The 11,901-nt window shown below is 71.7% G+C and carries 13 protein-coding genes and 1 pseudogene; 9 read left to right on the top strand and 5 right to left on the bottom strand.

The annotated features are described in order from the left end of the window. Window positions 1-6 precede the first annotated feature (6 nt). The 5 genes from IT072_RS07320 (at window position 7) to IT072_RS07300 (ending at window position 4,625) form a co-directional block, all read left to right on the top strand. Complete coding sequence (locus IT072_RS07320) at window positions 7-930, top strand: arginase family protein (protein WP_223360294.1); 924 nt, start codon at window positions 7-9, stop codon at window positions 928-930. A gap of 22 nt (window positions 931-952) precedes the next feature. Then, window positions 953-1,738, top strand: a complete 786-nt coding sequence (locus tag IT072_RS07315) for a crotonase/enoyl-CoA hydratase family protein (RefSeq protein ID WP_223360293.1) — start codon at window positions 953-955, stop codon at window positions 1,736-1,738. A gap of 93 nt (window positions 1,739-1,831) precedes the next feature. Further along, on the top strand, window positions 1,832-3,283 hold the full coding sequence (locus IT072_RS07310) for a dihydrolipoyl dehydrogenase family protein (protein WP_223360292.1): 1,452 nt from the start codon (window positions 1,832-1,834) through the stop codon (window positions 3,281-3,283). Next, window positions 3,280-3,681 (top strand): Fe-S oxidoreductase, encoded by a 402-nt coding sequence (locus IT072_RS07305; RefSeq protein ID WP_223360291.1) that lies wholly within the window; start codon window positions 3,280-3,282, stop codon window positions 3,679-3,681. The genes IT072_RS07310 and IT072_RS07305 overlap by 4 nt, the downstream gene beginning before the upstream one ends. Beyond that, window positions 3,678-4,625, top strand: a complete 948-nt coding sequence (locus tag IT072_RS07300) for an SDR family NAD(P)-dependent oxidoreductase (protein ID WP_327058941.1) — start codon at window positions 3,678-3,680, stop codon at window positions 4,623-4,625. Before IT072_RS07305 ends, IT072_RS07300 begins: the two co-directional genes overlap by 4 nt. Here IT072_RS07300 and IT072_RS07295 read toward each other — a convergent pair. Further along, entirely contained in the window at window positions 4,588-5,052 is a 465-nt protein-coding gene (locus tag IT072_RS07295) for an SIP domain-containing protein (protein ID WP_223360290.1), read from the bottom strand. The genes IT072_RS07300 and IT072_RS07295 overlap by 38 nt on opposite strands. Window positions 5,053-5,189: 137 nt before the next feature. Between IT072_RS07295 and IT072_RS07290 the strand changes: the two genes are divergently transcribed. Further along, on the top strand, window positions 5,190-6,260 hold the full coding sequence (locus tag IT072_RS07290; protein ID WP_223360289.1) for an ATP-dependent DNA ligase: 1,071 nt from the start codon (window positions 5,190-5,192) through the stop codon (window positions 6,258-6,260). A 52-nt stretch (window positions 6,261-6,312) separates the two neighbouring features. On the opposite strand, the gene ligD is transcribed toward IT072_RS07290, so the two are convergent. Beyond that, window positions 6,313-7,332, bottom strand: coding sequence for a non-homologous end-joining DNA ligase (gene ligD, locus IT072_RS07285; protein WP_223360288.1), 1,020 nt, complete (start codon window positions 7,330-7,332; stop codon window positions 6,313-6,315). Between the two features lie 140 nt (window positions 7,333-7,472). On the opposite strand from ligD, the gene IT072_RS07280 reads away from it, so the two are divergent. Continuing rightward, window positions 7,473-8,159, top strand: coding sequence for an endonuclease/exonuclease/phosphatase family protein (locus IT072_RS07280; RefSeq protein ID WP_223360287.1), 687 nt, complete (start codon window positions 7,473-7,475; stop codon window positions 8,157-8,159). A gap of 7 nt (window positions 8,160-8,166) precedes the next feature. Here the strand turns inward: IT072_RS07280 and IT072_RS07275 are convergent, their stop codons facing one another. Then, window positions 8,167-8,688 (bottom strand): hypothetical protein, encoded by a 522-nt coding sequence (locus IT072_RS07275; RefSeq protein ID WP_223360286.1) that lies wholly within the window; start codon window positions 8,686-8,688, stop codon window positions 8,167-8,169. 115 nt (window positions 8,689-8,803) lie between these two features. On the opposite strand from IT072_RS07275, the pseudogene IT072_RS07270 reads away from it, so the two are divergent. Next, a pseudogene (locus tag IT072_RS07270) lies at window positions 8,804-10,273 on the top strand (lipase maturation factor family protein). Between the two features lie 24 nt (window positions 10,274-10,297). On the opposite strand, the gene IT072_RS07265 reads toward IT072_RS07270, so the two are convergent. Continuing rightward, window positions 10,298-10,924 carry a hypothetical protein gene (locus IT072_RS07265; protein ID WP_223360285.1) on the bottom strand — a complete coding sequence of 209 codons (627 nt, stop codon included), beginning with the start codon at window positions 10,922-10,924 and terminating at the stop codon, window positions 10,298-10,300. A 135-nt stretch (window positions 10,925-11,059) separates the two neighbouring features. Then, a complete protein-coding gene (locus tag IT072_RS07260) occupies window positions 11,060-11,461 on the bottom strand; it encodes a DUF7144 family membrane protein (protein WP_223360284.1) in 402 nt (133 codons plus the stop codon). 124 nt (window positions 11,462-11,585) lie between these two features. Here IT072_RS07260 and IT072_RS07255 point away from each other — a divergent pair, with 124 nt between their 5' ends. Beyond that, entirely contained in the window at window positions 11,586-11,888 is a 303-nt protein-coding gene (locus IT072_RS07255) for a DUF1905 domain-containing protein (protein WP_223360283.1), read from the top strand. The last annotated feature ends 13 nt before the right edge of the window (window positions 11,889-11,901 follow it).

The following is an 11,901-nucleotide window of genomic DNA, read 5'->3' as shown; positions in this document are numbered from 1 at the left end:
CGCCCGGTGAGCGCAGCATCCTTCCTGGTCGTGCCGCAGTGGCAGGGCTCGGGGTCGTCGCGCGCGATGCGGCTGATCGACGGGGCGGACGCCATCCGCGGCGATCTGCCTGCCGGCGCGACGCACGTCGTCCCCGTGCCCTCCGCCGCAGGCGACGCCCTCGGAACCGGCGTGCACCGCTTCTCCTCGCTGACGCTCGTGCGCGAGCTGGCGGCGGCGGAGCTCGCGCTGCTCGAGAGTCCGGTCGTGACGGTCGGCGGCGACTGCGCCGCCGACCTGGCGAGCGTGCAGCACGCGGTCGCGTCACGGCCCGCCGGTGAGGTGGCGCTCGTGTGGTTCGACGCGCACGGCGACCTGAACAATGTGACCTCCTCGCCGTCCGGCGCCTTCCACGGGATGGTGGTCCGGGCGCTCCTCGGCGACGGGCCGGACGGACTGGCCTCCACGGGGGCCGCCCGGCTCGCCTCCTCCCACCTCGTGCTGGCGGGCACGCGCTCGCTCGACGACGGCGAGTCCGCGTTCGTCGACGCCGCGGGGATCCGCGCGGTCGCGCCGGGCGAGCTGGAGGATCCGGACTCTGTCGTGCGGGCCGTGGAGGCCACCGGTGCGAGCGCCGTCTACATCCACGTCGATCTGGACGTGCTCGACCCGGCCGACATCGACGGAATCGGCTATCCCGAGCCGTTCGGGGTGACGCCGACCGCGCTGTGCGACGCCATCCGTGCGCTGCGCGGCACGTTCGAGCTCGTGGGCGCGGGGCTGACCGAATTCGCGCCGGAGTCGCCGGACGCGGCGGGCCGCGATCTCCCGGTGATCCTGCGGATCCTCGGCGCGTTGACGGGACCGCTCGGCACCGGCACTCCGTCCTCCACAGGAGCCCGTCCGCGTCACCTCTCCACCGATCCCGCGTCGTCCCCCGACGGCCCGTGAGGGGACGGGTAGCTTGGGAGACATGACCGAACCCAAGATCGTGACCGAGAGGCGCGGGCACGTGCTCCTCATCGGCTTCAACCGCCCCGAGAAGCGCAACGCCGCCGACTTCGAGCTGCTCTCCGCCCTGGCCGACGCGTACGGGGAGCTGGAGCGCGACCCGGAACTGCGTGTGGGCCTGGTCCACGCCGTCGGCGATCACTTCACCGCCGGGCTCGACCTGGCGGACCTCGGGCCGCGCATCGGCGGCGACGGACTGTCGTTCGTCCGCGAGGGCGGGATCGATCCGTGGCAGGTCTCGGGGGTCTCTCTCACCAAGCCGGTCGTGATCGCGGTGCAGGGCACCTGCCTCACCCTCGGCATCGAGCTCATGCTGGCCTCCGATGTCGCGGTGGCCGCTCGGTCGACGACCTTCGGGCAGATCGAGGTCACGCGCGGGATACTGCCGTTCGGCGGCGCGACCCTGCGCTTCCCGCGCGCCGTCGGGTGGGGCAATGCCATGCGGTACATCCTCACGGGCGACACCTTCGACGCGGCGGAAGCCCATCGGTTGGGGCTCGTGCAGGAGGTCGTCGACGACGGTGAGCAGTTCGATCGCGCGCTCGCCATCGCGGAGCGCATCGCCGCGCAGGCGCCGCTCGCCGTGCAGGCCGCGCTCGCCAACGCCAAGCGCGCCGTGCGCGCCGGGGACGCCGCCGCCGAGGCGGAGCTGCAGCCGACGCTCGTGCGCCTCGTCGGCAGTGAGGACGCCCGCATCGGCATGGAGGCCTTCCTGACGCGCTCCGAAGCGCGTTTCGTGGGGCGCTGAGGCGTCCCTCGCCCGCCACGACGACCGACCCGCACGACACCGACCCGCACGACACCGATACACACGACACGAACCGCTCGACAAGGAGACACCATGACCACCACCGAGTACGACGTCATCGTGATCGGAGCCGGCGCGATCGGCGAGAACGTCGCCGATCGGGCCGCGCAGGGCGGGTTGCGCACCGTGATCGTCGAGTCCGAGCTCGTCGGCGGCGAGTGCTCGTACTGGGCGTGCATGCCGTCGAAGACGCTGCTGCGCAGCGGGGCGCTCCTGCGCGAGGCGGCTGCGGTCGGCGGCGCACGCGAGGCGATCACCGGCCCGCTCGACGTGGCCGCCGTGCTCAAGCGGCGCGACGACATGACCCACGACTGGAAGGACGACAGCCAGGTCTCGTGGCTGGAGGGCGCCGGCATCGACCTCGTTCGCGGGTGGGGCGTGATCACCGGGCCCAAGGAGGTCACGGTCACGGCCGAAGACGGCACGGTCACCGTCCTCACGGCGGCGCACGCGGTCGCGGTCAGCACCGGCTCGGCCGCGCTCCTGCCCGATGTCCCGGGGCTGCGCGCGAGCGAGCCGTGGACCAGCCGGGACGCCACCAGCGTGCAGCGCGTTCCGGTGTCCCTCGCGATCCTCGGCGGCGGCGTGGTCGGCGTCGAGATGGCGACGGCCTACGCGGGCTTCGGGACCGAGGTGCACCTGATCTCGCGCGGGGCGCTGCTCGCCAATGACGAGCCGTTCGCCGGCGAGGCCGTCGCGAGGTCGTTGCGCGACCTCGGGGCGACGGTGCACCTCGACGTCTCCCCCACCGCGGTCGAGCGCATCGCCGGCGACCGCTTCCGGATCGCACTCGACGACGGCAGCACGATAGAGACCGACGAATTCCTCGTGGCGACCGGGCGGCTCCCGCGCACCTCGGGCATCGGGCTCGAGCAGTTCGGGCTGAAGGACGGCGACTGGCTTCGCGTGGACGACAGCATGCGCGTCGTCGACGAGAGCGGCGAACCGGCCGTCGAAGGCGGTTGGCTCTACGGCGTCGGCGACGTCAACCATCGGGCGCTGCTGACGCACCAGGGCAAGTACCAGGCCCGCGCGGCCGGCGACGCGATCGCGGCGCGGGCGCACGGCAAGCCCGTCCCGCTCGAGCCGTGGGGCGCCTTCGTGGCGACCGCGGACCACCAGGCCGTGCCGCAGGTGACCTTCACCGACCCGGAGGTGGCGTCCGTCGGCCTGACGGCGGCGGCGGCCGAGAAGGCCGGATACCGTGTCCGGGTCGTCGACTACGCGATCGGCTCCGTCGCCGGCGCCTCCGTCGTCGCCGACAACTATGAGGGCCAGGCGCGCATGATCGTCGACGAGGACCGCCAGGTCGTGCTGGGCGTGACGTTCGTCGGACGAGACGTCGGCGAGCTCCTCCACTCGGCGACCGTGGCGATCGTGGGCGAGGTGCCGCTGGCGCGCCTCTGGCACGCCGTCCCGTCCTACCCGACCATCAGCGAGGTCTGGCTGCGACTGCTCGAGACCTACGGCCGGCCCGCCTCGTGAGGGCACGCGACCGGCTCGCCGACGCGATCGACCGGAGCGTGCTCGGCCGGCTGCTGTTCGACTCCCCCGTCAGCCGGCTCGGCTACCTCTACGCGACGGCGGTCGGGCTCACCTGGGGCTTCCTCTGGAGCACGGGGCGCGTCGAACGACGCGCGGGCCTGTTCGTGTTCCGCGGCATGCCGACGCAGACCTTCGGCCGGGGCGGCTCCTGCGTCGGCCAGTGCTACCTCACGGATCAGAACGTGAGCGATGACATCCTGGAGCACGAGGCCGTGCACAAGCGGCAGTGGCAGCGCTATGGGATGGCGTTCCCGCTGCTCTACCTACTGTCGGGGCGCGACCCCCTGCGCAACAGATTCGAGATCGAGGCGGGCCTCGAGAAGGGCGGGTACCGGTGAGCGGCACGGACGAGACAGCCGAAGCAGCGGAGGGCGCAGCGGACGGCACAACGGAGGGCGCGGCGCAGAGCACAGCGGATCGCACCCCCCGGAACGGGCGTCCGCGGACGATCGTGCTGACCGGGGCGAGCTCGGGGATCGGCGCCGTCGCCGCCGAGCAGCTCGCGGCCCTCGGCAACGAGGTCGCCGTCGTCGGACGCAACCCCGAGCGCACCCGGGCGGTCGCGGAACGGATCGGAGCGACGCCGTTCCTCGCCGACTTCGAGCGGCTCGACGATGTGCGCGGCCTCGCCGCGGCGCTGCTCGACCGCTACGAGACGATCGACGTGCTCGCGAACAACGCGGGCGGCCTCAACCACACCCGCGAGCTGACGGTCGACGGGCACGAGCGCACGATCCAGAACAACCTTCTGGCGCCCTTCCTGCTCACCCACCTGCTCCGTCCGCGGCTGGAGGCCACCGGCGCGACCGGGCGCGACGTGCGCGTGATCAACACCGCGAGTCTGGCCAACCGGTTCGGGCGGCTGCGCCTCGACGACCTGGACTGGGAGGAGCGCCCCTGGCGTGGAGGCTGGGCCGCCTACGGCACCGCCAAGCTCGCGACCATCCTGTTCACGGTGGAGCTCGCCGAGCAGCTGACCGGAACGGGCGTCACGGCATACTCGTTCCATCCGGGGACGATCGCGACCAACTTCGGCCGGACCTCACCGCTCATCCGCTTCGGTGCGCTCGTCACGCGCGGCACGTACGGCATCCCGGTCGCCGACGGGGCCGCACCACTGGTGCGGCTCGCCGCGGAGCCCCCCGTTCTCGCCCCGAGCGGGACCTACTTCGACCGGTTCACCGCCAACGGCACCGTGCGGGCGCAGGCGAAGGACGCGCAGCTCGGTCGGGACCTCTGGGCGGTCACGCAGCAGCTCGTCGGTGTTGACGTGCCGGCGTGACGACGGAGGCGCCGTCCATCCCGACCTCGTCCACCAGCAGCTCGCGCACATCCGTCACGAGGGAGAAGCCACCGGTGACGACCGCACTCGTCTCACCCGGGCCGTCGCAGAGCATCTCCGTCGCCCACGCACGGACGGCGCGGGTCGCGGCCTCGCCGCGAGCGCACCGCTCCCCGGTCCCGGGTCGACCCGAGCGGGTGGCCCGCGTCAACCAGGTGACCGTCATGCGGATGGGAGCCGCGAGCGGCACGATCTGATCCGCATCCTCGACCTCCACGAAGACCCGCCCGCGCGCGCAGAGCGGCAGGAGCGCGAGCTCGGCCTCCACCTCGGTCAGCGAGGTCTCGTCGCCCACGACGACGAACTGGACGCGGTCGTCGTGGTGCGCCGTCTCGGCGGTGTGGGAGGAATGGTCGGGTCGGTGCATCTCGATTCGAGTATAGGGCAGGCTTACCTAACCCGCAGACCCAGCCGGAAGCTCTGAGCCGACGCACAGCGAGCGTCCGCGCTGAGTGCGGCGCGAACGGCCTTCCCCTGCGCTCCCACCCGCGGGATGATCGACGCATGCGCCCCACGCCGGAGTCCCCCGTCGCACCGATGCTCGCCAAGGCCGTGCCGACGATCCCTGAGCCCGACGCGGTCGACGGTGGGCTCAGCTACGAACCCAAATGGGACGGATTCCGCGCGATCGTCTACGCCGAACCCGGGGAGGACGGCGGCGTCGGCGCGGTCGCGATCGGAAGTCGCGGCTCCAAGATGCTCACGCGCTACTTCCCCGAGCTGGTGGATGCGCTCCGGCGGCTCCTCCCCGGGCCGTGCGTCCTCGACGGTGAGATCGTCGTGCCCACCGGCGAGCCGGGGAAGCAGCGGCTGGACTGGGAGGCGCTCTCGCAGCGCATCCACCCGGCCGCGAGCAGGGTGGCCCTGCTCGCGGAGGAGACTCCCGCGACCTTCGTCGCCTTCGACCTCCTCGCCCTCGGGGACGAGTCGTACCTCGACCGCCCCTTCGCCGAGCGGCGCGCGGCGCTGGACGCCTTCACCTCCGGCGTCCCGTCACCGATCACAACGACCCGCACGACGACCGACGTCGACCTCGCCCGGCGCTGGCTGGTCGAGTTCGAGGGCGCAGGCCTCGACGGCGTGGTCGCGAAGCCGCTCACCGGCTCCTACACCCCCAACAAGCGGACCATGCTCAAGATCAAGCACCATCGCACGGCCGACGTCGTCGCGCTCGGCTACCGCATCCACGCGAGCGGACGCGGCGTCGGGTCGATCCTGCTCGGCCTCTACGACGCGGACGGCGCCCTCCGCAACATCGGCGGCGTCTCGGCGTTCAGCGACGCCAAACGCCTGGCGCTCATCGACGAGCTGGAGCCTCTGGTCGAGCGCGACGACACCGGCGCCGCCATCACCGGGGAGACGGACCGCAGCCGGTTCTCCTCCGGCAAAGACGTCTCGTTCGTCCGCCTGCGCCCCGAGCGGGTGCTGGAGGTCCGCTACGACCAGATGGAGGGCATGCGGTTCCGCCACACCGCCCAGTTCGAGCGGTGGCGGCCGGACCGCGAGGCACGATCCTGCACGTTCGAACAGCTCGACCGCCCCGTCGCGTACGACCTCGGCGGCGTCCTGCGCTGACAGCCCGGGTCACGCGCGCCACGGCTCCGCGACCGCGAACGCGCCGCGGCCGCTAGCCCTTCTTCGCCCGGCTGGGCTGCACACGCGGCGGCTCCCCGGGCATCTTCGGGTAGTCCGGCGGGAACGGCAGTTCGCCGAGCCCCGCGTCGAGGTCGCGCTGCCACCACTCCAGCAGCGTGACGATACCGCCGGGCTCGTCGCCGAAGTGCTCCCAGGGGTCGCCGCTCGTCGCGAGGCGGTCGGGGATGGTCAGGACGGTGAAGTCGCGCGGATCGACGCCGGGCAGCTCCTCCCAGGTCACGGGTGTGGAGACCGGGGCGTGCGCGAGGGCGCGCGGGCTGTACGCCCCGGCCATGGTGCGGTCGCGGTTCGCCTGGTTGAAGTCCACGAAGACCTTCTCGCCGCGCTCCTCCTTCCACCACGCCGTCGTCACAGCATCGGGCATGCGGCGCTCGAGCTCGCGGGCGGCGGCGATCACCGCGTGGCGGACGTCCAGGAACTCATGCTCGGGCCGGATCGGCGCGAACACGTGGAGGCCGCGGTTGCCGGAGGTCTTCACGAAGGCGTCGAGGCCGGCCTCCCTCAGCACCGCGCGCAGCTCGATCGCCGCGGGAACGGCGTCGCCGAACTCCGTGCCCGGCTGCGGGTCCAGGTCGATGCGGAGCTGGTCGGGGTTGTCGGAGTCCTCCGCCCGCGAGGGCCACGGGTGGAAGACGACTGTGTTCATCTGGGCCGCCCACACAGCGGCGGCAGGCTCGTCGATCACCAGCTGCGGGTGCGTCCGCGCGCTCGGGTAGACGACCATCACCGAGCGCACGTAGTCCGGTGCCCCGCGGGGCGGGTTCTTGGAGAAGAACTGCTCGCCGTCGATACCCTCGGGGAACCGCTGGAGCGAGACCGGCCGATCGCCGTTGGCGCGCACGAACGCCTCTCCTACGGTGATCAGGTAGTTCGCGAGATCGAGCTTGGTGATGCCCGGCTCGGGCCAGAGCACCCGGCCGGGACTCGAGATGCGGACCTCCCGGTCGCCGCTCGGACCCGGGACGGTGAGGACAACCGCGTCGCCTGCCATGGCTCCACCGTACCGCCCGAACTCCCGATGACCAGGGTGTGAATTCCATGTGGGATGCGGCCCGTCCCCCGGCGTCCGTCCCGAACTGGGCCAGAATGACAAGGGCGTCCGACCGCGCCCCCGCGCGGCCCGAGCACGAGATGAGGTGCATCCCCCTGAGGATCGTCAGTTACAACCTTCGCAAGCACGCGGCCGGGCACGAGCTCGCCGACATCGCGCTGACCCACGACGTCGACGCCCTGTGTCTGCAGGAGGCCGACACCGATGTGCTGCCGCAGCGCCTGCACCATCTGGGTCTCGCCGACGCGACCCGCGCCAACCGCCTCGGCCTCGCGATGTACGTGCGCGACGACCGCTACGAAGTGCTGCACACCCAGGTCTTCGCGGTGAACAAGTCACTGCACGATCGCGTGCTCGCCCCCGCGCACGAGCGACTCCTCGCCGTGCATCTGCGCGACCGCGACAGCGGCGACAGCGTGCTGGTCGGCTCGTTCCACGCGGCCCCGCTGACCGCGTCGAACTCGCTGCGCCGCAAGCAGATCGCCGCGGCCCACGAGGGCATGCGTTCCATCGCTCCGGGCACCCCGGCGATCATGGTGGGCGACTTCAACTACCCCTGGTTCATCAACGGGCTCGAGCGCAGTCTGACCACGAGCGGCTACACGCTGAAGCGCAGCACCGAGCCGACCTATCTGCGCTACAAGTTCTTCACCGGCTACTTCGACTTCGTGACCTCCACCGGATTCGACATCGAGCGCGTCGACGTGCTCCCCGCGGGCGCGTCCGACCACCGCGCGATCAGCCTGGAGGCCGAGCGCGCGGCGTGAGCGGCGGCTAGCCCGAACGACCCTCCGAGCGCGGAAGGTCGATCACCCGCAGCAGCGCCCGCGGGGACGACGCGCCCGCTGCGGCGACCGCGGGCGCACCGGGGAACCGCAGCCGGTCGGTCGGCCCGGCCTCGATGACGCCGAGCGCGATCAGCCGCGCCCGCACGCCGCCGACCCGGCGCCCCACCGCGCGTGCGATCTCGTCGAAGCTGTCGCCACGGTGGAAGGCCGCCACCGCCTCGTCCTCCTGCTCCGCGGTCCAGCGGCGGAACGCGTTGGGATGCTCCGGATCGGAGCGGGACGACGTCCGCGCTCCATCGCGCCCCCGGGACCCGGCGGCGCGAGTCGACGCCGACACGCGGATGCTCAGCACCTGCTCCACCGGATAGCGGGCCACGGGCGCGCCCGCACGCTCCACGCCTGCCGGGCCCGGCGTCTCCGCCCAGCACAGGATCGCCCCGTCGTCGATGGTGATCAGCGTCGCGTCGATCTCCGCGAAAGCGCGTCCGACCATGGATACCTGCAGCATGAGCCGCCCCCCGATTGTTCGTGATTCGATATGCGCACCGTCTGCTGTGCGCCCTGATTCGAGGGTACGAAGGAGACGGAAGAGCGGCCAGAGCGCGCACGCAGGGAGGTGCTGAGTGGACATCCTGGGCTGGCTCGCCGGCGACGAATACACCATCGCCCGTGAGATCCTGCAGCGCGGCGTCGCGCTCATCTACGTCGTCGCGTTCGTCTCGGCGGTGAACTAGTTCCCGGCGCTGCTGGGCGATCACGGCCTCCTGCCCGCCGCACGGTTCCTCCGTTCCGCCCCCGGGCGGGCCCAGCCGACGCTCTTCCGGCTGCGGCGCCACGACCGGCCGATCTACAGCGACCGGCTGCTGCGCGCCGTGGGGTGGACAGGGGCCGCACTCTCCGCTCTCGTCGTGGTCGGCGTGCCGCAGCTCGCACCCTCCTGGGTCTTCGTCCCGCTCTCCCTGGTCATCTGGTTCCTGTACCTCTCGATCGTCAACATCGGTCAGACCTTCTACGGGTTCGGGTGGGAGAGCCTCCTCTGCGAGGCCGGGTTCACGGTCGCGTTCCTCGGGGCGTGGGACACGGCCCCGCCGATCACGCTCGTGATCCTGGTGCGCTGGCTCGTCTTCCGGCTGGAGTTCGGCGCCGGCATGATCAAGATGCGCGGCGATCGGGTGTGGCGCGACCTGACCGCGCTGTACTACCACCACGAAACTCAGCCGATGCCGAATCCGCTGAGCCGGACGGCGCACCTGCTGCCGAGGTGGTTCCACCGGGCCGAGGTGCTCGGCAACCATGTCGCCCAGCTGATCGTCCCGTGGCTGCTCTTCCTCCCTCAGCCCGTGGCGAGTGCGGCGGCCGGCGTCGTGATCCTCACGCAACTGTGGCTCGTCGCGACCGGCAACTTCGCGTGGCTCAATGTCATCACGATCGTGCTCGCGTTCGCGGCCGTCAGCGATCCGGTGTGGTCGTGGGCTCTCGGCTGGGCGGACGGGGGCGCCCGGCTCGGCGGGATCGGGGCGGATTCCCTCCCGCTCGGCTACGCGATCGTCGCGCTGCTCGTGACGGCCGGCCTGGTGTACCTGAGCTGGCCTCCCCTGCGGAATCTGTTCCGCCGGCGCCAGCTCATGAACGCCAGCTTCAACCGCTGGCACCTCGTGAACGCGTATGGGGCGTTCGGCAGCGTGACGCGTGAGCGATACGAAGTGACCGTCGAGGGGACAGCGGACGACCCGTACGATCCCGCCGCCGGCTGGCGCGAGTACGCCTTCCGGGGCAAACCCGGCGATGTGCGACGCCTGCCTCGCCAGTTCGCGCCCTACCACCTGCGGCTGGACTGGCTGATGTGGTTCCTGGCGCTGGGCTCGCGCGATTCCCCCTGGTTCGACGTGTTCCTGCTGCGGTTGCTGGAGGCGGACGCACCGACGCTGCGCCTGCTGCGCCGCGACCCGTTCGAGGGCCGGCCTCCTCGAGCGGTGCGCGCGACGCTGCACCGCTACCGGTACACGACGCGGGCCGAGAAGGGCGCGACAGGCGACCGCTGGGTGCGCACCGAGGCCGGGATGCTGGTCCCTCCGGTGTCGCTGCGGAGCTGAGCCTCGCCGCGGGCGGGTCGGCCCTCAGTACCCGGTGCGCTCCTCCTGGAGCTTCGCGAGATCGCGCCAGATGAGCAGTTTGAGCCGCGCCGGCTTCTCGCGCTCGTAGTCGTCGCGCAGCGCCTCCTTGCCGGAGAGGGCGTCGAGACCGGCCTCGATCGCAGTGCCGACGTCGTCCCACGCGTCCTGACGTCCCCGTTCGACGAGAGCCAGCAGCTGCTCCTCCGAGTCGGCCTTGTCGCGCAACTGCTGCGCGAGGGTCAATGCGGCCGATTTTCGGAGCGTGAGGTTGTCGATGTCGACCGCGCGGTAGTCGTGCGGGTGCGTGGCGTCGCCGCGGAGTCCGGTGGCGGCCTGGAGCTCCTCGTCGATGCGTCCCGCCGCCTCGTTCTGCTCGGACGCCAGCTCCCGCAGGATGCCCGCCGCCTCCTCCGTGTGGCGCGCGGGATCGAAGTCGTTGCCGTATTGGATCGTGTCCACCACGATGTGGTTCTTCACGGCCATACGCGTGGCGTATTCCGCGAGGAGCATGCCTTCTTCCACCGACTGCTCCAGCGTCGGCGCGGGCGGGGCGGTAAGGGCGTCCTCGTCGAACGGCCGGGTGCGCACCGTCTTCGGCGTGCTCCGGCGGAACCAGTTCGACCAGCGCATCGTCTCTCCAGCCGTCCTCTCTCGATCGTGCGTGAGCGCCCGCGGACGACGCGGCGGCGGCGCCCGCGTCCATTCTCGCCGATCCGGGAGGAGGCCGCGGGGTCGGCGCCGTCGAAAAGGCGCCGCGTCGGGGAGTCAGGCGGAGGAGCCGGCGTTGAAGAACGCATTGGCGCGGCGCGTGAAGAGCAGCGACAGGACGATGACCACCCAGAGGATCTCCAGGACCCCGCTGAAGAACTGCAGGGTGAAGAGCAGCAGGACGCCGTTGACCAGGTTGAGGATCATGACGAGGGTGACGAGCGCGCGCGAGACCTTGCTCCCGCCCAGGAGGCCGCGCGCGACGATGAGGATGACGATCCCGAGAACGATGGAGACGATCGCCGACGTCGTGATGCCCGCGAGCCCGCCCTCGGTGTCCGCGCCGGGCGCGGACTCCCGCGTGAAGAGGAGGACCACGCCGCCGATGATGTTCAGGATGCCGTTGATGTAGGTCAGGACGGCGACGAAGGTCACCGAACCGGGGCGTGTGGCGGCCATGGGGACTCCTCTGAGCACGGAGAGCGGTCTCGATGACGGTCACCCTATCGGTCGGCGCGTGCGCCGCGGGAGGGGTGTTCTGGGCCGGGCGACGCCGTCGGTGGTCCGTGGCAGGCTGGGCGGCATGGCAGGCGTGCGCTACGAGTTCGAGACCGAGCTGTTCCGGTGGGAGGCGCGACGCGACCTGTGGGTGTTCGCGCGGCTTCCCGACGACGTCTCGGAAGAGATCCGCCTCCAGCCGCATCCGCCGGCCGGGTTCGGGTCGGTCAAGGTGATGGTGACCCTCGGCGGATCGCGCTGGTCGACCTCCGTGTTCCCGGAGAGCGCGGACGGCGCATACATCGTCGCGATCAAGGGCGCGGTGCGGCAGGCGGAGGGAGTCTCGGTCGGCGACACGGTGCGGCTCGGGGTCGAGACGCTCCTGTAGCGGCGCCGGCCGA

The organism is Leifsonia sp. ZF2019, from assembly GCF_019924635.1.
Taxonomy (GTDB): Bacteria; Actinomycetota; Actinomycetes; order Actinomycetales; family Microbacteriaceae; genus Leifsonia.
Note: the sequence above shows the minus strand (reverse complement) of the source record. Positions and strands in the feature narration are given on the sequence as shown.